The sequence below is a fragment of the Bosea sp. BIWAKO-01 genome, assembly GCF_001748145.1.
Lineage (GTDB): Bacteria > Pseudomonadota > Alphaproteobacteria > Rhizobiales > Beijerinckiaceae > Allobosea.
Map to the genome: position 1 here is coordinate 14,493 of NZ_BCQA01000002.1, position 22,624 is coordinate 37,116.

Here is a 22,624-nt window from a genome sequence, read left to right on the forward strand (position 1 = left end):
TCCATGCTGCAGGCCATTCGCGACGCCAAAAACACCATCACGTTCGAAACGTACATCTATTGGCGCGGCGACATCGCGGATCAGTTTGCCGACAAGCTGTCTCAGAAGGCGCGCGAGGGGGTCAGCGTCAAGGTCCTGCTCGACTGGGTCGGCAGCCTCCCGATGGAGAAGGCCTTGGTCGAGCGGATGCAGGCGGCGGGTGTGGAAGTGGTTAAATTCCGCCCCGTCAGTTGGAGCACGGTGGATCGCGTCAACAACCGTACACACCGAAAGCTCTTAATTGTGGACGGCCGGGTCGGGTTTACGGGCGGCGTCGGCATAGGCGATGAGTGGAATGGTGATGCCAGGACACCGTCCGAGTGGCGCGACAATCACTACCGCCTCGAAGGCCCTGCCGTTGCAGAATTGCAGGCCGCGTTTGCCGAGCATTGGATCGAGGCTACCGGAGAACTCTTGATGGGAGACCGGTTCTTCCCGGCCATTAAACAAGATGGCAAGCAGGATGCTCAGATAGTCGTCAGTTCGACGCATCAGCGCAACGTCATGCATCTCATGCTGATGACGGCGCTTGCCGCGGCCGAAAAGAACATCCGCGTGGAACTCCTTACTTCGTTCCTGATGCCATCACCCGACGGCAATTGCTCGAAGCGCGAAAGCGCGGCGTCGAAATCGAGATTATTGTGCCTGGAAAAACGACTGATGCGCGCCTTGTTCAGAAAGCGTCACGCCACTTTTGGGGCGAATTGCTCGAGGCTGGGATAAAGATCTACGAGTTTCATCCGACAATGTATCACTGCAAACTCGTGATCCTCGATGAGGTCTGGACATCTGTGGGGTCCACCAACATCGACGAGCGCGCTCTTCGTTTGAACGACGAGGCCAATATGAATTTTTACGATCCAAGGTTCGCACGAGAACAAATTGAGATCTTCAAAACCGATCTGACGCGCTCTGCGCCCTACACGATGGTGCAATGGCGACAAAGAACCGTTGGCGAGAAACTGTCTGATTGGCTAGCCAGCTTGCTGCGATCCCAAATCTAGGGCCGCCGCTCGCATCTGCTTCCCGGTCTGGCTTCGGTTAGATCTGAGCCGACCGGTCAATAGATCGGCCACCATCCATGCTACGCCGAGGATACGTTTTTGCGCCGCCTCCCATCTAACGTAAACGGGCTCGTCGAACACTCTTAGCCGTCGAAAAGAAGACGTTCCTGATGTCGTAAGAGGGGAGCATGAACGCAGTTCATCCGCCGCGTACGCGACGCCGGTCTTTCGATCGACAATCGTAGAATCCGGCTTCTACTGGCGCTTGCCGAAATCGCCGTCGCACCGACTGGGCCAAGGATCGGATCATGACCTCGGCCGGTCACGAGATTGGTCGTCATCTCATGAAAGAGCGCGCCGAGCTCATCGAGTCGCGCTGCCTCCATCATTTTCGGAGGCGCTCCGCGATGCTGGTTTACATTCAGATTACTTCATGAAGAACCACAAAAGGATGATTATTGGGATCGGAATACCGAGCAGCCAGAGTGCCAGGGAACGCATGAGTCCCTCCTATCGAATTTCAATAGCCATGTGTGCCTTCAACTCGGCCGGCGAGACTGAGTTCCCAAAAGGGGCACCCCCGCGATTTGAGGCTCAAGGGTCCCGAATTATTCGGAGATGACGCTGGCCGCCCCAGCCTCTGAGAATGAAAGAAAAAGGAGCGTGCGAAGCTTGACACTGGACCGCCTTATTCGACATTGCGCGGGCTCTGCTTCCACTTCCAGTTCCAGTCGATTTGTCGTCTCCTCTTCGAAGCAGGCCCGATCGGCTTTCGCTCGCGGAGAAGAGCAATGTACGAGCAAATCCTCGACTGTTGGCGCTTGCGGCGTGCCCGTGCCCAAGGCCGCTGACCGTCTCGCGAAGATCGCCACCTTCAACGTCAACGGCGTGAATGGGCGGCTTTCGGTCCTTTTGCGCTGGCTCGGGGAAGCCGAACCGGACGTGGTGTGCCTCCAGGAACTCAAGTGCCAGGACGAGCGCTTTCCGGCGCGAGAAATCGAGAAGGCGGGCTACGGCGCGATCTGGCACGGACAAAAGAGCTGGAACGGTGTGGCCATCCTGGCGCGGGGGCGGGAACCTATCCTCACCCGTCGGGGGCTCCCCGGGGATCCCGACGACACGCACAGCCGCTACATCGAGGCCGCCGTTGACGGGGTATTGATCGGGTGCCTCTACCTTCCGAATGGCAATCCCGCCCCTGGCCCGAAATTCGACTACAAGCTGCGCTGGTTCCGTCGACTTGAAGTCTATGCGGAGGAACTGCTCGCGCTCAGGATTCCGGTCGTGCTCGCAGGGGACTTCAACGTGATCCCAACCGATCTTGACGTCTATAAGCCGGAGCGGTGGCGCGGTGACGCCCTGTTCCGTCCGGAAGTGAAAGAGGCCTTCCACACTCTGACCGGTCGGGGCTGGATCGACGCATTGCGCAGGCTGCATCCGGACGAGCGCGTCTATACGTTCTGGGACTATTTCCGAAATGCCTGGAGTAGGGACGCTGGGCTGCGGATCGACCATCTTCTGATCTCTCCACCCGTCGCCGACCGGCTCATCGCCGCCGCCGTCGACCGGCATGTTCGGGGATGGGCCAAGGCGAGCGATCACGCTCCGATCTGGATCGAGCTAACAGCGTGACTTCGACCGACGTCCAGACGGAGGCGCCACCGGTGCTTCGCGATGGTTCTCCCCGGTTTCTCTTCATTCCGCCGAGGGTGTCATTGTCACGCTGCGGATCATGGCGGCGAAGCTCGCTGACTTGGAGGGGCGACGCACGGCTGCGATAACTTCCCCCACAAGTAGCGCCGGGAGGTCCTCCAAAATCACGTCCCGCGTTAAGCGAGTGTGCGAATTTTTGGCTCGCGGTCCCATTGGCGGGTGCGGGCCGGCGCAACGAAGCTTGCAGCATTGGTGCCGAGGTTCACGACGCCAGCATCCGCAACAATCCCCGCCTTATCGAGAAGCGGTTTCGCTTCGACGCTGAAGCCGATGGCCTTGAGATGTCCAAACGCCTCTTTGGCGAAATCAACAGCCGCCCCATCGTTGAGCAAGGCCGAGCACCCGGCTTCGGACAGTACAAGCGCGACAGCGTCGAAAAGCACCGACGGCGTGCCAGCCAGCTGGCCATCGGCTTTAAGCTTCGTTCCGCCCTTCAGAGTAACGCCGCCGATCTTGGGGGTGATGATTTTGACCGTGCCGCCATCGCCTTCAACCGCTTTCTTGACCGCGTCGATTAGGGCGCTGTCCGCGCCGTCTGAAGCGAGGACTCCGACCGTACGGCCCTTCAAGGTCTCAGGATACTTCCCGACGATCCGCAGTGCCGGCGATGCCGCCATGTCCTGCGGCGCAGCCGCGGGTACCGACGCCTTCGGAAGTTCCAAGTTCATGCCGTCCGCGACACGCCTCGCCAGCGCTTCGTCGACATTGCGAAGGTTGGCCAGAACCCGTAGGCGAACATGGTCGAGCGACACCTTCGACAGCTCGAAGACCAACGCGCTGGCGATGTGGGCTTGTTCGATTTCAGTCTGCGACCGAAAGAACAGCCTCGCTTGCGAGTAGTGGTCAGCAAAGCTCTCCGAGCGCAGCCTGACCTTGGTCTCATCGATCGGTAGGGCATAGCTTCGAAAGCCGCTTTTTGGATCCTCGCGCGGGCCGCCATCCTCGCCGGCCTCAGCCAGGCTGTTTGGCTCGTAATTGGCGCGCCCGGTGAACACCTGCGTCTGCATCTGCCCATCGCGCTGCAGGTTCTGGAAAGGGCAGCCTTTAGCCTTGTTGATCGGGATCTGGTTGAAGTTGACGGTGCCGAGGCGTGAAAGTTGTGTGTCTTGATAGGAGAACAGCCGTCCCTGCAACAACGGATCTTCCGAGACGTCGATGCCGGGCGGCATGTTGGTTGGCAGGAAGGCCGCCTGCTCCGTTTCCGCGAAGAAGTTGTCCGGGTTGCGATTGAGGACCATTCGACCGATGAAGCGGATCGGCACGAGTTCCTCGGGGATCAACTTGGTGGCGTCGAGAATGTCGAAGGGCAGGGCATCTGCCTGCTCTTGGTTCAATAGCTGGACGCCAAATTCCCATTCCGGGAAATTACCTGCAGCGATGGCCTCGTGCAGATCGCGACGGTGGTAGTCGGGATCGGCACCGGCGATCTTCACGGCCTCGTCCCAGCAGGTCGATTGTGTGCCGAGCTTGGGCCGCCAGTGGAACTTGACGAAGGTTGGCTCATCTTCGTCATTGAGCAGGCGGAAGGTGTTTACTCCGAAGCCCTCCATCATGCGCAGTGAACGCGGAATAGCGCGGTCCGACATCGCCCACATGATCATGTGGGTCGCCTCGGGCATCAGGCCGATGAAGTCCCAGAAGGTGTCGTGGGCGCTGGCGGCCTGCGGATAGCCGCGATCGGCCTCCATCTTCACGGCGTGAATGAGATCAGGAAATTTGATCGCGTCCTGGATGAAGAAGACCGGGATATTGTTGCCGACGAGGTCCCAGTTGCCCTCGCGGGTGTAGAACTTGACCGCAAAGCCACGCACGTCGCGCGGCGTGTCGACAGATCCGGCGCCGCCTGCGACCGTGGAGAAGCGCGTGAATAGCTCGGTCTTGACGCCGACTTCGGTGAGGATCTTGGCGCGCGTGAATTTGGTCAAGGATTGCGTCAGCTCGAAATAGCCGTGCGCCGCCGACCCGCGGGCATGCACAATCCGCTCGGGAATACGCTCGTGGTCGAAATGCTGGATCTTTTCCCGGAGCACGAAATCCTCGAGCAGGGTCGGGCCACGCCGCCCCGCCCTGAGCGAGTTCTGGTTGTCGCTCACCGGCACGCCGTGGTTCGTCGTGATCCGCTTGTCCGGAGCAGAAGCGGTCTGGTGCGTTTCACCTCCATTGCCTGAATTGGTTTGCAGCGTTTCCGTCGACTTTCTCTTGCTCATGATGACCGCCTGACTCTGGCTGCAAGTCGTCGTAGCCAGGCCGGCTCCGCTCGAATTTTGCTGCGCAGATCCAACGTTCCGCTAGCCGGGTCGTTCCCCCTTTGCGTTGTGATTGGCTGCTATGCTCTTCGGTCAGAAGAAGGGGCCAATGGAAGCGGAACGGTTGGGGTGCGGCATCCGTAAGAATTCAAACCGAGCCAGGAGGTCGCGATGCCCGCCTAAGCCAACAGCCCCACGATCCCCGCCTGGGCGAGCTGACGGAGCGCAGTCAACAGGCGTTCCCGTGTCTCAAGCCGGCGCTATCTCGATCGGCTGGCCGAAGCTGGGAAGCTGGTCCGCGCCGCCGGTTACTCTCTGCGCCAACCAAGCGGGTGGCTTTGTCTCCGAACGTATGAGAGCCGACGAGTTGCGGCTCACGCGACGCGTGAGCCGCAAAGCGGATTATCCTTGGAACGGTGTGCCGACATTGCCGATCAACTGATTGGGGGAAATGTAGGCATGCTCAGTTTGGCGTAGCACGTAGCCAGGCATCGGACTGACAATTACTTCCGGGGCACTCCGCGCTCCTGCGGTGGGGTGGAGAAGCGCCACGCGTTGGCCCTTCGAGACCTCCTCACCGAGCGCGACGAGATGCTCGACAAGGCCAGCGCGTGGTGCGACGTACTGGCCCTCCGGCCCGGCAGTGAAATGCACGCCGGAGAACGGGATGGGCTCTACTATTGGCTTGATCGCGCCGAATTCGGCAAGCGCCCGCAGCAGTCCTTCTTCCATGATCGCCAGCTCGGATGATTTCATGCGGCCGCCTCCGCCCTCGACCTCGATGGAGGCCAGGTCGGCGAGCTTCGCGGCACCACAGGCCGTTTCGTCGATCCCATCGACATGCTGCACGAACCGATAGCCCCACGCCTCCATCAGGCGGTTCAGGCGAGCGTCATCGACGACGCTCTTCGCAGTGCTGAAACCGAAGACCATCGGCACGACCGAGACGTCGCTACCCCCGGCATGGACGTCGATCAGCAGATCGACTGCGGGAAACAGCGCCTCTGCCATGAAGGCGCAGAGGCGCTCGGTCGGCGTGCCGTCGGCCTTGCCGGGGAAGAAGCGATTCATGTTCTGGCCATCGAAGGACGAGAGGCGCTTGCCCTTCTGCGAGGCGGGGAAATTGAGGGACGGCGCGATGATCACGCGCCCGGTCACGTCAGCGGGTTCGAGCCGCTCGGCAAGGCGGCGCAGGACGATCTGCGCCTCGTACTCATCGCCATGGATGCCGCCGCAGAGCAGCACTGAGGGGCCGTCGCCGTTGTTGATGCAGCAGACGAGATCGCCGGTGATGCCGTCGAGCGCACCGGCGATGGGCCCGAGATCGTAAGTGAACTTGCCCTGGCGGGTGGCGTCGAAATTAGGAAGCATAGCCGTGTCCTTCCGACCGACAGGGACAGCCAGCCAAGGCTGTACCCGTCGGCGCTGGTTTCAGATGGATGGGGGATCAGGCGGCCGCGCGGCCGAGAGGCGCGGCGGCGAGCATCTCGGCCGGCTTGTGAAACCGGACCGGAGAGAACGGCTCCAACACCTCGGGCTTCACTCCCGAGATCAGCCATTCCGTAAAGAGCTTGGTGAACCCCAGAGAGATCGCGAAGCCGTGGCCGGACCAGCCATAGCCATAGATGGTGTTGGCCAGGCTCTCCGCCTGTCCGATGAGCGGAATGTGGTCGACGGCGACGGTGTCGACCCGTGACGCATCCGCCTTGAGGAAGGTCGAGTTGTCGATGAAGGGCAGGGTCAGGATTGCATCCGTCACGTTCTGCGTCATCGCGCTGAGCGAGCCCTTCCAGAGACCTTCCGGCGTATGGGCGACATGGGCGCCGCCCGACAGCATGATCGTTCCGTCGGGGAGCTGCTTGACCGCGAGCCGCCGGTGCGCGTGAGACAGCAGATGCTTGACCGACTTCTTCAGCGGGTTCGAGACGTAGTGCATCTGGGGCATGAGGTTCCAGATCGGCCCGAGCTCGTGCGGCTTGAGCACAGACTTCAGCAGCGCCTCGGCCCCGGCATTGGCAACCACTGCCAGCCGCTCTCCGACCGGGACGATCTCGCCGTCGGCGAGCTTCACGCCGGTGGCCACACCGCGCGCATGCAGGATCTCGACGACCTTGGCGCCAGTCCGGATCACCGCTCCGGCCTTCGTCGCCTGTGCTGCGAATTGGAGCGTTGCGAATGTGTGGTCGCCGACGCCGTCATTGGGGCAGTAGATCGCGCCGATGATACCGGGGGCGAGCTCCGGTTCCCGCGCCAGCGCCTCATCGCGCGTCAACACCTCGGAAGGTGTGCCGAGCCTTGACTGAGCCGCCGCGTTTGCCGTCATGCGCCCCAGAACTTCGTGTTCGCGATGGCCGTACGACACGTCGTAGACCTGCAGACCGCCGACGCGACGGAAACCGACACCACCTTCGAAACTCTCCTGGTAATCGCCCCAGAGCTTCTGGGCGATGGCGCAAATCGGAAGCTCGCGCAGGTCGCGGCCATTGGCGCGCACGCCGCGCTCTCCCGGTCCGCCAGAGGCGCCGCCGGCGATCTCTCCGGCCTCCAGGAGTGTCACCGTCCTGCCGGCGCTCGCAAGCTGATAGGCCAGGCTCGTGCCGTAAATGCCACCGCCAACGATGACGATTTCGGAGGCATTGCTGTGATCGGACATCGATCAGTTCCTTATGTTGCTTCGGTGGTCAGAGTCGGGGAGGCGTTCATCCGCGAAGTGACATGTCGCGGTGCTGCGGCCTCCCGGCGCAGGCAGGGGCGGTGGCTGGTCCTCGGCGCAAGGCCGTGGCACGCGGCCATCGGCTGTTTCGACGATGGCGGTCGTGCCGATGACGAGCCGCCGTGCCAACGGGCAGCGTGTGTGGAAACTGCAGCCCGGCGGAATCGCGAGCGGGCTCGGGATCGAGCCCTCCAGCACTGGCGCCGGCCGGTCGCGGGAGATCGGGGCGGAGTGGCCGGCAATCGCCATCAGGCTTTGCGTATAGGGGTGGCGGGGTGCGCCACAGACCTCGCCGACATCGCCTTGCTCAACGAAGCGGCCGAGATACATCACCCCTACGGCGTCGGCCATATGCTCGACCAGGGCCAGGTCGTGCGTGATGATCAGGTAGGTCAGCGCAAGCTTGGCCTGAAGATCGGCCAAGAGATTGATGATCTGTGCCTGGACTGAAACGTCGAGCGCACTGACCGGCTCGTCGAGGACGAGTACTTCCGGCTCGCAGATGATTGCCCGGGCGATGGCAACGCGCTGGCGTTGTCCGCCGGACAATTCATGCGGGTAGCGCCCGAGATGAGCCGGATTGAGACCGACCAGTCCAATCACCGACTTGATCCTGTCCAGGCGGGCCGCCTGTTCGCGATGGAGGCCGTGTACGGTCAGCGCTTCACAGAGCGTATCGAAGACGGTCATCCGCGGATCGAGCGAAGCCCTCGGATCCTGCAGGACGAGTTGAACCTTGCGGCGCATTGCCCGCAGGCCGGCTGCATCGAGCGTCGAGAGCGGCACGCCATCGATCGTGACCTCGCCCTCGGTCGGGCGCAGCAGGCCGACGACAAGCCGAGCCAGCGAGCTCTTGCCGGAGCCGGATTCTCCCACGATGGCGAAGCAGGTTCCGCGCTGGACCCGGAACGAAACCCGGTCGACGGCCCGTACCACAGGCGCCGCCACACCGCTCAGAAAGCGCCGCCTGCCGCCGAAATGCCGGCTGACATCCGCGACGACGACGACATCGTCGGTGTCGGTTCCAGGCAGACGAGGTGGGATCGCGAAGGGCGCGTTCATTGCGTCGCCTCCTCGGCAAAGGCGCAGGCGACGTCGCGACCGGCGACGGCCCGGATACCAGGCTCGCTTGCGGCGCATTCCGCCCGGTTGGCGCTGCGCTGGCAGCGGGGACGGAACGAGCAGCCCGATGGCAGGCGGCCGATCAGCGGCGGCTCGCCGGCGATGGTCCGCAGATGCCGACCTCGGCCTTCGCTGCCACCCGGCGCCGACGCGCGCAGTGCCTGGGTATAAGGATGGAGTGGTCGCTCCAGCACGCTCGCAACATCGCCGCTTTCGACGAGCCGGCCCGCATACATCACCGCGACGTCGTCGGCGAAGCGCGCGACCAGGTTGAGGTCGTGGGTCACGAGCAGAATGGCCATGCCGCGCTTCTTCTGGATCTCGGTCAGCAGGACGAGGATCTGCTGCTGGATCGTGACGTCGAGCGCACTGGTCGGCTCGTCGGCGAGCAGCACTTCTGGGTTCTGCGCAAGGGCGATGGCGATGACGATGCGCTGCTTCATGCCACCGGAGAACTGGTGCGGATACATGTCGAGCCGGCGCTCCGGATCGGCGATATTCACGTCGCGAAGCAGCGCGATGCAGCGCTGCCGCACTGTTTCCGGGGCGAGCCGGGAACCGGCCGTGACGGCCTCGGCAAGCTGGTTGCCAATGGTGAGAACGGGGTTCAACGCACTCGCCGCGTCCTGGAAGACGATGCCGACCTTGCGGCGTCGCAGATCGCGCAGGGCGGCGGGGCCGAGGCTCAATGCCGGCTCGCCCCCGATATGGATGGCGCCTGCCGTGATCGCGACTTCCTGCGGATTGACCAGCGTGCCGACTGCCCTCAGCAGCGTCGACTTGCCGGAGCCGGATTCCCCGACCACTGCCAGCGTCCGACCCGGCCTGATCGCGAGATCGACACCGCGCACGACCTCGAGAAGGCCCTCACCTGTGCGGTAGGCGATCCGCAAACCGCGAACTGAAACAGCCAGGTCGGTCGCTTTCTCCGCGGATTGCTGTTGCGCATCGCCCGCCGGAGGACGGCGCCGCAGGAAGCCGAGAAGCGGTGGCCTGCGAGCGACACGCCGGCTGGTCGGGTCGTAAATCGTGCGCAGAGCGTCTCCGAGGAGGTTGAAGGCCAAGGCGGAGACGGCGAGGAACAGCCCGGGGAACGTCGCGAGATAGGGATGGCTGCGAATATAGGAGCGGCTCTCGCCCAGCATCGTTCCCCATTCCGGGAAGGGAGGCTGCGTGCCGAGTCCGAGAAAGCCCAGGCCCGAGGCGGAGAGCAGGGTCGAGGCGAACAGCAAGGTCGACAGGGTCAGAAGCGTGCCGGAGATGTTCGGCAGCACGTGGCGCAGGATCACGCGCACCGGCTTGGCCCCGAGTGCGATCGAGCCTTCGATATAGGGCTCGGCCAGGATGCTGAGCGTCACGGCCCTTGCCGTCCGCGCGAAGACCGGGATCGAAACGATGCCGACCGCGATGATCACATTTTGCATGTTGGCGCCGAGGATCGCGACGACCGCCAGCGCAAAGACGATATCGGGAAAGCTCAGCATGACATCGATCGCGCGCATGACTGCGGCTTCGATCCAGCCCCTCCGCCAGGCGGCGAGGACGCCGAGCGGCACGCCGACCAGAAAGGCCACGGCGACGCCCCCCACTCCGATACCCAGTGTGGCACGGGCTCCGACCAGGACGCGGCTGAAGACGTCGCGGCCGAGCTGGTCGGTGCCGAACCAATGTGCGGCGGACGGGGGGCGCAGGGTCTGGGCGAAATTCTGGCGGAAGGCATCCTGAGGCGCCAGCATCGGCCCGAAGATCGCGAGCAGCAGGTAGAACGCCACGAGCGTCAGGCCTACGACGCCCTTCGGCTGTGAAAGGATGCGCCGGAGCAGCACCCAGCGCGACTGCGGTGCAAAGTCGTCAACGGGCGCAGCTCTTTCAGGCGCGCAGAGCACGTTCGGCACGATGCTCATATCGCCCGCTCCTGGTCGCGCGTGCGGGGGTCGAGCCACTGGGTCAGCAGGTCGGTGACGAGATTGATGATCACGAAGAAGAACGCGAACATCAGGATCGCGTACTGGATCACCGGATAGTCGGCGCGGGAAACGGCGTCGACGAGCAGGCGACCGACGCCTGGAATGCCAAACACGGTTTCGGTGACGACCGAGCCGCCCAGCATGCCGCCGAACTGCACGCCGGCGACGCTCACGGCTGCGATCAGCGAATTGCGCAGCGCATGGAACAGCACGACGCGGGTCTCGCTGAGGCCCTTGGCCCGGGCGGTATCGAGATAGTCCTTGCCCATCGATTCCAGCAGACTCGTCGCGACGAGGCGGCTGAACATTGCTGCCGGGCGCGTCGCAATGACGAGGATCGGCAGGACGAAATGGGCAGGCGTCGAGGCGCCCGCCGCGGGCAGCCAGCCAAGATTGACGGCGAAGAGCCAGATGCAAAGCAGGCCCAGCCAATAGATCGGCATAGAGATGCCGGCGAGCGTGAGCACCGTGATCGCAGCATCGGCGAGCCCGCCCGGCCGCATGGCGCAGACGATGCCGGCTATCGTGCCAACGACAAGGCCGAGCGCGAGCCCGCCGATTGAGACGATCAACGTGTTCGGCAGACGCTCCGAGAGTTCAACGACTACGGGGCGATGCGTGCGGAAGGATGTCGCAGCGGAGGGATCCCAGATGCCGCGCAGAAACTGGCCGTACCGCGTGAGAAGCGGCTCGTTCAGGCCGAGGAATTTGCGGATGCTCTCGATCTCTTCGTTCGAAGCGGTCGGCCCGGCGAGGATCTGGGCCGGGTCGCCCGGTATCAGGTCGACGAAGAGGAAGACGAGCAGGGAAACCGCAAAGAGCGTCGGCAGCGCGCTGCCCAGGCGTTTGAGAACGAACATTGCCGCTTCTCCGCTATGCAGGCCTCACTTCAGCGTGACTTTGTCGAAGACCAGCGTTTCGTTCGGCTGGATCGCCAGCCCCTGAACGCGGTTGGCTACGCCCAGCGCCTGGGTCTGGTACCAGAGGAAGAGGAAGGGCTGGTCGCTCCAGACGATGTTCTGGATCTCGCCATAGATCTCCTTCTGCTTTGCCGGGTCGGTCGCCGCGCGGCCCTCCTTCAGCAATGCATCGACGCGCGGATTGGTGTAGCCGGTCCGGTTCGCGCCGACGCCGGTGAAGAACAGGCGGTAGAGCGTATAGTCCATGCCCGCAGTGGCGCGGCCGACCATGCCCATGTTGTCGCTGCGCTGGGCCGGCTCCATGCCGACGACCTTGGTCCAGGTGCCGCGGTCGACAACGAGGGGCGTCGCCTTGATCCCGATGTTCTCGAATGAACCGGCGAGGGCCTGGCAGACCTGCGAATCCTTGATGTAGCGACCGGTCGGGCAGGTGAAGCTGAGCGTGAGCTGGCCCGGCTTGTAGCCGGCCTCGGCGATCAGCTTCTTGGCGCCTTCAGGATCGAAGGAGATCGGCGGGAAGGTTTTGCGCAGTTCGTCCTGCGTGCCTGGGCCGACCATCCCGACAGATGGCGTGCCCAGCCCACCAAGAATTCCCTTGGTGATGCCTTCGCGATCGATCGCGAGGTTCAACGCCTTGCGCACGCGCGGGTCGGCGAGCGGCCCGCGCAGCACCATCTCCATGTTGATGGAGAACATGCTGGGTGGGTTGATGACCTTGGCGTCCTTCAAGGCGTTGATCGCGGGCATGGATTCAGGTGGAACACGTTCGACGACATCGACGCTGCCGGTCTCCAGCAGCGCCATGCGGGAGCCGTCTTCGGGAACGACGGTGAAATCGATCGCCTTCAGCGTCGCCGGATAGTCGCCGGAGTACGAAGGATTGGGGACGAGCCGGAAACCTTCGCCGCCGATGAATTTCTCGACCATGTAAGGGCCGGAGCCGACGGGCTTGCGGCCATACTCGGCGCCCATGGCCTGCAGGGCCTTGACGTTGACGATGCTGGCGGCCGTGTTGGACAGCAGCATCAGAATGTGACCGTTCGGTTCGGCGAGGTGGAACTCGACGGTATCCTCGCCTACCGCCTTGATCGTCCCGAGCGAGGCATAGAGACCGCGATAAATCGAGCCGGTCTTCTCATCGAGCATCCGGTTGAAGCTTGCCGCGACGGCCTCGGCGTTCAGCGGGTCGCCGTTGCTGAACTTCCTGCCTGTACGGATCTTCACCGTGAAGACCTTCCCATCCGGCGAGAAGGCATAGTCTGTCGCAAGATTCTTCTGGACGTTGTTCTGTGGATCGAGCCGGAACAGGCCCTCCATGACGGCCAGATCAACCGCATTCCCGACCGGAAGATCATTGAAGGCAGGATCGAAGGTGGCCGGGTCCGCACCGACCGCGATGCGAAGCGTGCCGGCCGGCTGCGCCTGCACCTGGAGGGCCATGATCGACACGCCGGCGGATAGGGCGGCGACGTGGCAGGATCGACGAAGGTTGCGCATGTTCGACTGTTCCCCAAGCTCGCAAAGATATCGTTCCATGACGACGTAGCCGGGCGACTGCCCGCCCAACGCTATGGAGGGATTGCTGTTTTTGCTTCCTTGGTCGCTTTCGCGCCGCGATTGGATCGGGCGCAGCAAAGTCAGCGACGGCCCTTAGAGAACCACACGCATTGATCTGCCTCAAATTCATAATTATGCGATGTATATGAACTGGGGTTATGGCGAGGCGGCATGAATTATCGTCAAGTCGAGGTTTTCAAGGCGATCATGGACTCCGGCTCCATTACGGAGGCCGCGACCATGCTGCGGATCTCGCAACCGGCGGTCAGCAAGGCGCTGAAACAGCTAGAAGACGAGTTGGGATTGCGGCTCTTCTCGCGCACAACGAAGGGGATCGCGGCAACGGAAGAAGCGCGCGCGCTCTATACGGAAGTCGAGCGCACCTATTTCGGCATGCAGAATCTGACGCGCTTTGCCGCCAGTTTGCGCGACCGCAAGCAGGGTCGCATCGTGGTCAGCACGATTCCGGCGCTGGGTCTCGCCTGGCTTCCGTCCATGGTCGCGCGGTTTTCCGCAGCCCATCCGGACGTTACCGTCTCTCTTCACTCCAGCAATTCCACCGACGCCGCCCGTCTTGTCGGTACTGGCGAGATCGATCTCGGCATCGCCCAGTTGCGAAGCGAGGAATATAACCTGTCGCGCCGCAAGCTGTTCGACCTCGAAGGGGTCATCGCCTTGCCGGAAGGGCATCGGCTGACGAGCAGGTCGGAAATCGGGGCCGAAGACCTCGCCGACGCGGCGATCGTGGGGCTTGGACTGGATGACGAATTCCGGCGTCGGCTGTCCCAGTCTCTCGACGGCGCGGGTGTGCGTTACCGCTCGATGATCGATGCGAGCCTGGGCGTCACTGTCTGCACCCTTGTCGCTGAGGGATGCGGCGTCGGTATCGTCGACAGCGAGGCCGCTCGTACCCAGGCCGGGAAGGGCCTCGTGTTTCGTGCCTTCAGCCCCAGGATTCGCGTCCCGATCTACCTGTTCCGCCAGCGTGGTCGCCCCACGAGCAAATTGGTGGAGGCATTCAGTGCCAGCCTGCTGCCGCCGTCGCCCTTTCGACGGGACGACGGCGGTGACGACTGAGGGCTGCGTCCTTCACCTCTTACGTTACGGCCGGCCGAGGTGAGTTATCGCTATCTATGGCCGGATCAGGATCGCAGTCTGGTTTCGACACAGCCTGCGCGGACGCGCGGCGCTGTTGCATTTGCGATCACGGGCAAGGGGTAGGGCGTTGATGAATCTCAGGCATGTCGAGCTTTTCCGTCTCATCATGAAGTTCGGGACGCTGACGCAGGCGGGAGAGATCATGGCGATCTCGCAGCCGGCAGCGAGCAAAATGCTCTTTCAGCTTGAGAGGTCGACGGGGATCACGCTGTTCCAGCGCACCAAGGGACGTCTCAAGCCGACACGCGACGGCGAACTGTTCTTCGCAGAGGTCCAGCGGACCTGGGAAAGCATCGAGCGGTTGGAGCGGATGTCGAAGGACATCAGCCAAATGCGCTTTGGCCGCCTCAATCTGGGCGTGAAACCAGCACTGGCCGGGACGTTGATGCCACCGCTGATCGCGCGTTTCCGCCGCAAGCACGAGAATACGACGATCTCGCTGCATTCGCGCAGTTCCGAGCGCGTGATCGAATGGGCTATCGCCGGGCAGATCGATCTCGGCATCACCAATACGTCGACGCCGCATCCAAACGTCGCCTGCCGCGTCATGGCGCGCATCCCGGGTGTTTGCATCCTCCCCGAACAGCACAGGCTGGCGGGGCGCAGCGACGTGCGGCCCGAGGATCTGGACGGAGAGGACTATGTCTCGATCGGCGCGATCGAGCGCAGCACCATCATCGAGAAGGCTTTTGATGCGGCCGGCGTGCGGTTGCGGATCATGATCGAGGCTCCGATGGCGCATTTGACCTGCGCACTGGTGGCAAGCGGGGCAGGGGTCGCCATCGTCGACGAGATCAATGCCCGAGCCTTTCACGGTCGCGGCCTCGTCGTGAAGCCATTTGTGCCGGAGATTTCATTTCCCGTCTGGCACCTGCGGCCACTCAGCCTCAGCAGCTCCTCCCTTGCCGAGGCCTTGACCCGCGATCTCGAGGACGAATTCGAGCGGCTTGGCTATCGGGCCGAAGCTTAAGCGCTGCTTGGATGCCGCGCCGCTCGAGGCTCGAGATCATAACCTGAAGGAATGAACTAGCAAAAACATATTCTTTGACGGCCTATTTTTCGGCCCATACGCTCCTTGTCATTGACGCAGATCAAACAGACCCCGCCGGTTCCATTCGTTCTTAGCAACGCGGTGGAGCGAATGAGATCTGCTGTCCCGTTGATTTGGAGAAATATTCGCCGATGCGGATTTTCGTCTTCCTGACGAGAAGAATGATCTTTGCGGCCCTGCTGATGCTGGGCGTAAGTGCCGCGATCTTCTTTCTGGTCAATTCGATCGGCAACCCGATCGAATTGATGATGGCGGAGACACCCGGGATGACCGGGGAGGTAATCGATCGGATGAAGGCCTATTACGGGCTCGATCATCCCCCGTTGACGCGCTACCTGCTCTGGCTCAGCCGGATCGTTCAGCTCGATTTCGGCACGAGCATCGTCTACAACCAGCCCGTCGGCTCGCTCATTGTGACGTGGGGTTGGCAGACCCTCAAGATTCAGCTTCCCGCGATCCTGATCGCGCTTGCGATCGCGATCCTGTTCGGTGTCACGGCTGCGCGCCGACAGCACACGCGCTCCGATTTCGCGGTGATGGCCACGGCGCTGCTGGGGCAATCGCTGCCGGCCTTCTTCCTTGGTATCCTGCTGATCTTCATCTTCTCCTACAGCCTGGATTGGCTGCCGAGCTACGGCGCCTACTCGACCCGCAATCCGCTCTGGGGCAGCCCGACGCTCGATGCGCTCTGGCACATGGCCCTGCCGGTCGCGATGCTGACCTTCTTCAACACCGCGACGCTGACGCTCCTGATGCGCTCGAACATGGTCGACGTGCTGAAGAGCGACTTCATCGCGGCGATGCGCGCAAGCGGCATCCCTGAGCGGCGCGTCATCTATGTGCACGCGTTGCGCGCTGCCTTCATCCCGATGCTGACCTATCTCGGGCTGCTGATTGGCCTGATGCTGGGTACGGCGCCGGTGACCGAATCCGTCTTCACCTGGCCGGGGCTCGGATACCTCTACATCTCCGCGATCCACCAGCTCGACTATCCCGTCATCATGGGGGCGAGTGCGGTCATCGCCTTCATGCTGATCTGCACCACCCTGCTGACGGACGTCATCTACGTCCTCATCGACCCCCGCATCAGCCTGGAGTGAGCACGTGAGCGATCAGACGATCACGGCTCATCCGCCGTCTCCTGCAAAGCCGGCCCGTCGTCCGGTCAAGGGTATCTGGCGGCAGGGCTGGCAGCGCTTCGCACGCAGCCGCACCGGCATGCTCGGCCTCATCCTCGTCCTGTTTGTCGTGGCGACCGCCGTGATCGGGCCGTTCGTCGCGCCCTTCGATCCGCAGGACCAGAGCCCGATGATCGATCCCGGCGCCAAGGCGCCTCCGAGTCTGGTCCACCCGCTGGGCACGGACCGCATGGGTTACGATGTCGCCAGCCGTGTGATCTACGGCGCACCGACGGCGCTTGCCGTGGGGCTTGGGGCGATGTCGATCGCCTCGCTGATCGGCGTTCTGGTCGGCGGCTTCGCTGGTTATCGCGGCGGCACCACGGATGAGGTGCTGATGCGCTTCACCGATTTCTTCCTCGTCATTCCGATGTTCGTCGTCATCCTCGCCGTCATTCGCCTGCTCGGCGTAGCGGTCGTCAATACGCCCTTCGAAAGCGTGCCGTATCTCAATCTCGGCGTCATCATCCTGCTGATCGGCGTCTTCTCCTGGGCCCCTATCGCCCGGATGACGCGCGCCGAATTCCTGCGGCTGAAGAACCAGGAATTCGTCGAGGCTGCGCGCTGCGTCGGCGCGACTTCGGGCGATATCCTCTTCCGCCATATTCTACCGAACGCCTTGCCATCCCTTGTCGTCATCGTGGCGCTCGGCATCGGCGGGGCCGTGCTGGCGGAGGCGATGATCGGCTTCCTCGGTTTCGGCGATCCGGCCGCCGTGAGCTGGGGGCAATTGCTCTACTTCAATTACGAGGCGCTGAAAGTGGCTCCCTGGGCATCGCTGAGCCCGGGTGTCGCCATCTTCATCACGGTGCTCGGCTTCAACCTTCTGGCGGACGGCCTGACCGATGCCTTCAACCCACGGGCGAAGCGCTGAGATGTCGAGCCTCGCCACCGCAAAGCCAGCCGCCGCCATTTCGATCGACGATACGAGCGTGCTGACGCCGCCCGCCCGTGACCTCGTCCGCGTCGAGAACCTGCGGATTCAGTTTCCACCCTGGAACGCGCCCGTTCGCATCATCGAGGATGTCAGCTTTCAGGTCCGCGCCGGCGAAACGATGGGCATCGTCGGAGAATCCGGCAGCGGCAAAACCCTGTCGAGCCTCGCAATTCTGAATCTTCTGCCGCCTCCCGCGAGGATTACCGGCGGCCGCATCATCTTCGATGGCGATGATCTTGCCGCGAAATCGCAGGGCGAGATGCAGAAACTGCGCGGGCGCAAGCTCGCCATGGTCTTCCAGAACCCCGGCTATTCCCTCAACCCGCTGATGACGGTCGGCGCGCAGCTCGGCGAGATCCTGAAGGTTCACGAGAAGCTGCCGCGCAGCATTGCGCTGCAGCGGGTGGAGGAGCTGTTTCGCCTCGTCGGCATTACCGACCCCGGCTCGCGCCTGTCGCAATATCCGCACGAAATGAGCGGTGGCATGAAGCAGCGTGTCTGCATCGCCCGCGCGCTGCTGTGCAACCCGGCGCTCGTGCTCGCCGATGAGCCGACGACGGCGCTCGATGTCACGATCCAGGCCCAGATCCTCGATCTCTTCGAAGACCTGAAAGCACGCTTCGGCATGTCGATGATCTTCGTCACCCACGACATGGGCGTCGTGGCGCGCGTCGCCGATCGCATCACCGTCATGTATGCGGGCCAGGTCTGCGAGACTGGTGACAAGCACGCCATCTTCGCGCGGCCCTCGCACCCCTACACGCAGGCCCTGCTGGCGAGCACGCCGCGCATCGACAGGCGCTACACAATCGACGGCGAGGGTCGTCGCGAGCGCTTGCCTACGGTCGGGCGCGCCGCCGCGCCGGGACAATCACTCGGTGGCGGTTGCCGCTTCGCCGGGCGCTGTCCCGAAGCCGCACCGGAATGCTCCCGGCTGGTGCCCCAGGCCGCAGCGATTGAGCCAGGCCGTGTCGTTCATTGCCTGAAGCGCGGCAGCGCCGGAGTGGCCAGCCATGATTGAGCCGACGCCGAATATCCACCAGCGCAGTGCGCCACAGCCCCTGTTGACCGTTGATGGGTTGGTGAAGAGCTACCCGCTTCGCCGCCGCGGGCTCTTCCGCCAGAAGGTCACCGGGGAAATCCGTGCCGTCAACGACATCAGCTTCAGCGTGGCTGCCGGTGAGACGCTCAGCATCGTCGGCGAAAGCGGCTGCGGGAAGACAACGGCGGCCCGAGCGATCCTGCACCTCGTCGAACCGACTGCCGGCGCAATCCGCCTCGGCAATACGGATATCCGGGCGACGTTCGCCGAGGACCGGCGGCCCGACGTGCTCGCGCTGCGCCGTCAGATGCAATACGTCTTCCAGGATCCCTATCTTTCGCTCAACCCGCGCTGGAGCGTCAGGCAGATCCTGACCGAGCCGCTGCGCGTCCATGGCCACGCCCTGAAGCAGGACTGGGACGCGACAGTCGAGAACCTATTGGAGCGGGTCGGGCTGCCGCCGGACTATGCCGATCGCTATCCGCACGAATTTTCCGGCGGGCAGCGCCAGCGCATCGGGATCGCGCGCGCTCTGGCCGTCGAGCCGCGACTGCTGATCTGCGATGAGCCGGTCTCCTCGCTCGATGTCTCGGTGCGGGCGCAGGTTCTCAATCTGCTGGCGGATCTGCAGGAAGACCTCGGACTGTCTTATCTCTACATCTCGCACGACCTGAGTTCTGTGCGCTTTCTGAGCAACCGCATTGCGGTGATGTATCTCGGCAATCTCGTCGAGATCGGCGAAGTCGACGAGATTTTCGCACGGCCGCGCCATCACTACACGGCCGCCCTGATCTCGGCCATTCCGGTGCCTGACCCGTCAAACCAGACGCAGCGTCAGGCGATCCAGGGCGAAGTCCCCAGCGTCATCCGGCGACCGTCGGGCTGTGTCTTTCACACCCGCTGCCCCGCCGCACTGCCTGTCTGTTCCCAACAGATTCCGCCGCTGTCCGCACCGGACGGCACCCACGCCTTCGCTTGCCACAACCCGCGCTGAGTGCGGGGAGATACCACAGGAAACGCCATGATGAATGTTATCGTCGTCGGAGCCGGAATTGTCGGCAGCTCGATCGCCTACCGCGTCGCCCAGGGCGGTGCGAAGGTCACGGTCCTCGAAGCTTCGCGCGTCGGCGCCGGTACATCCGGAGTGAGCTTCGCCTGGACGAATTCAAACAACAAGACACCGCGCCCCTATCACGATCTCAATGTCGCAGGCATGCGCGCGCATGCCGCGTTGAAGGATGAGTTCGGATCGACGCCCTGGTTCCATCAGAGCGGCAGCCTGGAGTGGCGCGTCGATTCGGCTGAGATCGCGGCCCAGGCGCAGAAGGTCGAGCGGCTCCGCGAGTGGGGCTATGCGGCGGAGTTCATCGACAAGAAGCGGCTGCAGGAGCTTGAGCCGGAGCTGGCGATCGGCGCTGTTTCGGACAAGGCCCAGATCGTCTTCTGCCCCGAAGAAGGATGGGTGGATCCGGTCCAGTACGCCGGTGCCATGCTGCGCGCTGCCCGTCAGCGTTATGGAGCGGCGCTGAAGACCGGTGTGAAGGTGACCGGGGTAGAGACCCGCAATGGTCGTGTCGTCGGCGCTCGGGACGATACGGGCGCCGTCCACGCGGCCGACCTCGTCATCAACTGCACCGGGCGCTGGTCCAACGATACGGTGAGCGAGACGGCGCCGAATGTCCCGTTGGCTCCGACCGTGGGCTTCCTCGTCTTCACGCCTCCGGTCGGTGTTGATCTGCGCCGGCCCTTCCATGCACCCGACGTCGATGTCCGCCCGGACGGGGCAGGCCGCCTGATGATCCGCAAGGACTCGCTCGACGACCGTTTCACCGGATTGGAAAGCCGCCTGCCGGATTGCGAGGAGGCGAAGATCGCGCTCGCAAGCGCAACCGAACTTCTGCCCGGTTTGGCAGGCGTCGAGGCCGAAGCGGTGCGCATGACCGTCAGGCCGATCCCCGCCGATGGGCTCTCCACCGTCGGACCAGCCCGCGGCGTCGACGGCTACTACGTCGTCGTGACCCATAGCGGCGTGACGCTGTCTCCCTTCCTCGGCCAGGCCGTCGCCGACGAGGTCCTGCGGGGCAGGGAGCGTCCGGAACTGGCGCAGTTTCGTCCTTCGCGCTTCCAGGCCTGAGCGCCGGACGCTCTCGGCCTGTTCATTTCGCACCACCAAGAAACAAGGGGAAAATCGATGTCCAGGAAATCGACGCGACGCGATGTGCTGAAATGGTCCGGAGCCGGAGCGGCCGCGCTTGCGGCGGGCGGGATCCCGGAGGCGGCGCTGGCCAAGCCGCCGTTCTTCAAACTCTACCTGATGATCTTCAACAACCTCCAGTCGCGGATGATCTGGACTGATCTGATCGGCAAGCAGTTCGCCCGCCTCGGCATCGATATCGTGTCGAGCTACCAGCCGCCTTCAGTCGTGATCGCCCGGCGCGCCAATGACAGCGGCAAGACGCATGTCGATGGCGGCTGGGACATGTATTCCGAGCGGATTTACTACAGTGGTCTGGCGCCGCTGCCCGAGACGCTCTTCCACAGCAAGAATTTTCCGCCGAACGGGCAGAATTACTACCGTATCGCCGACAAGCAGATCGATGAAGCGATCGAGAACTATTCACGTGCCGTCTCGCCGGCTGACCGCAAGGCGGCGATCACGGCCTTCATGAAGCGCTGGTACGAGATCGAGCCGCTCCATGTCGTCTTCTATCCGGAAGAGGTGATCATCACCAATCCGAAGCTGAAGGGCATGGAATCGACGACCTACAACCCGGTTTTCTATCCGCGCCCGGAGAACTGGACGATCGAGGGCGCAACTGGCGACGTCACGGCCACTTTCGCCTCATGGCAGCCGCCGAGCCAGCTCATCCCGATGTATGGCAGTGGCTACAACGAGGCCAATATCTTTGGCCCCGTCTACAACGCGCTGTTCGAATACGACAGTTGGGCGAACAAGAAGCTCGTCCCGGCGCTGGCGGAGTCGGTGAAGACCTCCGACGACGGCAAGACCTGGGTTTTCACCCTTCGCAAGGGCGTGAAATGGCATAGCGGCGAGGAGTTCACAGCCGAAGATGTCAAGTTCACCTGGGATACGGTGATCGACAAGACCTATGCCAGCGTCTTCCAGTCACCCCTTGAAACCGTCCTGGGCAGCAAGGATGCCTACAAGATAACCGGCACGCATGAGATCACCGTGACCTTGCGGGAGCCGAACGTCATGTTCCGCGATTTCGTCCTGCCGGTCATCGCGATCATGCCGAAACACGCATATCAGGGCCTCAAGCCCGAGGAACTGCGTGGCCATGTCATCAGCACCTGGCTCGGCACTTTTCCGGTCAAAACCTCCGACGGCAAGACCTTCGAGGCAAAGGGCGGTATCGGCACGGGGCCATGGATTCCGCAGGGGTTCGATCCGGCCCGCAAGGCTTACAAATACATCAAGAACGAGAACTACTGGAAGAAGACCGAAGGCAATGTGAAGACCTTCTACGTGGTCAACATTCAGGGCGCCGACGCTGTTCTCAGCGCGATCAAGGCTGGCTCCATCGATGCGCATGATCCGATGTACGACGTCGGCGGGCTGCTCGAGACGATCGATCCATCATGGGGCACCGTCAATCGCTTCGACTCCTTCAAATGGATGCAGACCTGCCTGAACATGAACCACCCGGTGTTCGGAACCGGGGTCGAAACCCCGCTCGGCAAGCAGGATCCCAGCCGTGCGGCAGAGGCTGCGGCCTATATCCGCAAGGCGATGAGTCACATGATCCCGCGCGAGCAGATCATCAAGAACGTCGTTGCCGGTTTCGGCAAGCCCGGCACGGTGCCAATTCCCTTCACTTCCGAAGATTATGACCACGATCTACTCAAGCCGATCGCCTACGACATGAACCTCGCCAAGCAATATATGGAAAAGGCCGGCTACAAATACTGATTTCGATGCCGCAGTCAGCGCCGGGCTCGTCGGCCCGGCGCTC

General features: G+C 63.0%; 17 protein-coding genes and 1 pseudogene. 11 read left to right on the forward strand and 7 right to left on the reverse strand.

From position 1 onward, the window contains the following. Positions 1-3 precede the first annotated feature (3 nt). From BIWAKO_RS37470 to xth, 3 genes and pseudogenes are all read left to right on the forward strand, one after another. Positions 4-309 (forward strand): annotated as a pseudogene (locus BIWAKO_RS37470) (phospholipase D-like domain-containing protein); the annotation flags it as partial. Between the two features lie 329 nt (positions 310-638). Continuing rightward, on the forward strand, positions 639-1,043 hold the full coding sequence (locus BIWAKO_RS37475) for a phospholipase D-like domain-containing protein (RefSeq protein WP_141740433.1): 405 nt from the start codon (positions 639-641) through the stop codon (positions 1,041-1,043). A gap of 834 nt (positions 1,044-1,877) precedes the next feature. After that, entirely contained in the window at positions 1,878-2,675 is a 798-nt protein-coding gene (gene xth, locus BIWAKO_RS31805; protein WP_069883361.1) for an exodeoxyribonuclease III, read from the forward strand. Between the two features lie 197 nt (positions 2,676-2,872). Here the strand turns inward: xth and BIWAKO_RS31810 are convergent, their stop codons facing one another. From BIWAKO_RS31810 to BIWAKO_RS31840, 7 genes are all read right to left on the reverse strand, one after another. Continuing rightward, entirely contained in the window at positions 2,873-4,963 is a 2,091-nt protein-coding gene (locus BIWAKO_RS31810) for a catalase (protein ID WP_069883007.1), read from the reverse strand. A 441-nt stretch (positions 4,964-5,404) separates the two neighbouring features. Next, positions 5,405-6,373 (reverse strand): M14 family metallopeptidase, encoded by a 969-nt coding sequence (locus BIWAKO_RS31815; RefSeq protein WP_069883008.1) that lies wholly within the window; start codon positions 6,371-6,373, stop codon positions 5,405-5,407. A 76-nt stretch (positions 6,374-6,449) separates the two neighbouring features. Beyond that, a complete protein-coding gene (locus tag BIWAKO_RS31820) occupies positions 6,450-7,655 on the reverse strand; it encodes an NAD(P)/FAD-dependent oxidoreductase (protein ID WP_069883009.1) in 1,206 nt (401 codons plus the stop codon). 3 nt (positions 7,656-7,658) lie between these two features. Then, positions 7,659-8,777, reverse strand: a complete 1,119-nt coding sequence (locus BIWAKO_RS31825) for an ABC transporter ATP-binding protein (RefSeq protein ID WP_069883010.1) — start codon at positions 8,775-8,777, stop codon at positions 7,659-7,661. Further along, positions 8,774-10,741, reverse strand: coding sequence for a dipeptide/oligopeptide/nickel ABC transporter permease/ATP-binding protein (locus tag BIWAKO_RS31830; protein WP_069883011.1), 1,968 nt, complete (start codon positions 10,739-10,741; stop codon positions 8,774-8,776). The genes BIWAKO_RS31825 and BIWAKO_RS31830 overlap by 4 nt, the downstream gene beginning before the upstream one ends. Next, positions 10,738-11,664: an ABC transporter permease gene (locus BIWAKO_RS31835; RefSeq protein ID WP_069883012.1), complete on the reverse strand. Its 927-nt coding sequence runs from the start codon at positions 11,662-11,664 to the stop codon at positions 10,738-10,740. The genes BIWAKO_RS31830 and BIWAKO_RS31835 overlap by 4 nt, the downstream gene beginning before the upstream one ends. 24 nt (positions 11,665-11,688) lie before the next feature. Continuing rightward, entirely contained in the window at positions 11,689-13,221 is a 1,533-nt protein-coding gene (locus BIWAKO_RS31840; RefSeq protein ID WP_176733485.1) for an ABC transporter substrate-binding protein, read from the reverse strand. A gap of 231 nt (positions 13,222-13,452) precedes the next feature. On the opposite strand from BIWAKO_RS31840, the gene BIWAKO_RS31845 reads away from it, so the two are divergent. From BIWAKO_RS31845 to BIWAKO_RS31880, 8 genes are all read left to right on the forward strand, one after another. Then, positions 13,453-14,358 carry a LysR family transcriptional regulator gene (locus BIWAKO_RS31845; protein ID WP_069883014.1) on the forward strand — a complete coding sequence of 302 codons (906 nt, stop codon included), beginning with the start codon at positions 13,453-13,455 and terminating at the stop codon, positions 14,356-14,358. Between the two features lie 151 nt (positions 14,359-14,509). Beyond that, positions 14,510-15,409 carry a LysR substrate-binding domain-containing protein gene (locus BIWAKO_RS31850; RefSeq protein WP_069883015.1) on the forward strand — a complete coding sequence of 300 codons (900 nt, stop codon included), beginning with the start codon at positions 14,510-14,512 and terminating at the stop codon, positions 15,407-15,409. Positions 15,410-15,621: 212 nt separating this feature from the next. Further along, entirely contained in the window at positions 15,622-16,590 is a 969-nt protein-coding gene (locus tag BIWAKO_RS31855) for an ABC transporter permease (protein ID WP_141740435.1), read from the forward strand. 4 nt (positions 16,591-16,594) lie between these two features. Continuing rightward, the gene (locus BIWAKO_RS31860) at positions 16,595-17,542 is read left to right on the forward strand and encodes an ABC transporter permease (RefSeq protein WP_084652414.1); all 948 of its coding nucleotides are present in this window, start codon (positions 16,595-16,597) and stop codon (positions 17,540-17,542) included. Position 17,543: 1 nt separating this feature from the next. Then, the gene (locus BIWAKO_RS31865; protein ID WP_084652416.1) at positions 17,544-18,626 is read left to right on the forward strand and encodes an ABC transporter ATP-binding protein; all 1,083 of its coding nucleotides are present in this window, start codon (positions 17,544-17,546) and stop codon (positions 18,624-18,626) included. Further along, positions 18,619-19,641: an ABC transporter ATP-binding protein gene (locus tag BIWAKO_RS31870; RefSeq protein WP_069883017.1), complete on the forward strand. Its 1,023-nt coding sequence runs from the start codon at positions 18,619-18,621 to the stop codon at positions 19,639-19,641. Before BIWAKO_RS31865 ends, BIWAKO_RS31870 begins: the two co-directional genes overlap by 8 nt. Before the next feature lie 27 nt (positions 19,642-19,668). Then, entirely contained in the window at positions 19,669-20,781 is a 1,113-nt protein-coding gene (locus tag BIWAKO_RS31875) for an NAD(P)/FAD-dependent oxidoreductase (protein WP_069883018.1), read from the forward strand. A gap of 57 nt (positions 20,782-20,838) precedes the next feature. Further along, positions 20,839-22,581: an ABC transporter substrate-binding protein gene (locus tag BIWAKO_RS31880; RefSeq protein ID WP_069883019.1), complete on the forward strand. Its 1,743-nt coding sequence runs from the start codon at positions 20,839-20,841 to the stop codon at positions 22,579-22,581. The last annotated feature ends 43 nt before the right edge of the window (positions 22,582-22,624 follow it).

Bases quoted from the DNA above. Each gene is read 5' to 3' on its own strand.
- BIWAKO_RS31810 (WP_069883007.1), bottom strand. From the start codon at position 4,963: ATGAGCAAGAGAAAGTCGACGGAAACGCTGCAAACCAATTCAGGCAAT.
- BIWAKO_RS31815 (WP_069883008.1), bottom strand. From the start codon at position 6,373: ATGCTTCCTAATTTCGACGCCACCCGCCAGGGCAAGTTCACTTACGAT.
- BIWAKO_RS31820 (WP_069883009.1), bottom strand. From the start codon at position 7,655: ATGTCCGATCACAGCAATGCCTCCGAAATCGTCATCGTTGGCGGTGGC.
- BIWAKO_RS31825 (WP_069883010.1), bottom strand. From the start codon at position 8,777: ATGAACGCGCCCTTCGCGATCCCACCTCGTCTGCCTGGAACCGACACC.
- BIWAKO_RS31830 (WP_069883011.1), bottom strand. From the start codon at position 10,741: ATGAGCATCGTGCCGAACGTGCTCTGCGCGCCTGAAAGAGCTGCGCCC.
- BIWAKO_RS31835 (WP_069883012.1), bottom strand. From the start codon at position 11,664: ATGTTCGTTCTCAAACGCCTGGGCAGCGCGCTGCCGACGCTCTTTGCG.
- BIWAKO_RS31840 (WP_176733485.1), bottom strand. From the start codon at position 13,221: ATGCGCAACCTTCGTCGATCCTGCCACGTCGCCGCCCTATCCGCCGGC.
- BIWAKO_RS31845 (WP_069883014.1), top strand. From the start codon at position 13,453: ATGAATTATCGTCAAGTCGAGGTTTTCAAGGCGATCATGGACTCCGGC.
- BIWAKO_RS31850 (WP_069883015.1), top strand. From the start codon at position 14,510: ATGAATCTCAGGCATGTCGAGCTTTTCCGTCTCATCATGAAGTTCGGG.
- BIWAKO_RS31855 (WP_141740435.1), top strand. From the start codon at position 15,622: ATGCGGATTTTCGTCTTCCTGACGAGAAGAATGATCTTTGCGGCCCTG.
- BIWAKO_RS31865 (WP_084652416.1), top strand. From the start codon at position 17,544: ATGTCGAGCCTCGCCACCGCAAAGCCAGCCGCCGCCATTTCGATCGAC.
- BIWAKO_RS31870 (WP_069883017.1), top strand. From the start codon at position 18,619: ATGATTGAGCCGACGCCGAATATCCACCAGCGCAGTGCGCCACAGCCC.
- BIWAKO_RS31875 (WP_069883018.1), top strand. From the start codon at position 19,669: ATGATGAATGTTATCGTCGTCGGAGCCGGAATTGTCGGCAGCTCGATC.
- BIWAKO_RS31880 (WP_069883019.1), top strand. From the start codon at position 20,839: ATGTCCAGGAAATCGACGCGACGCGATGTGCTGAAATGGTCCGGAGCC.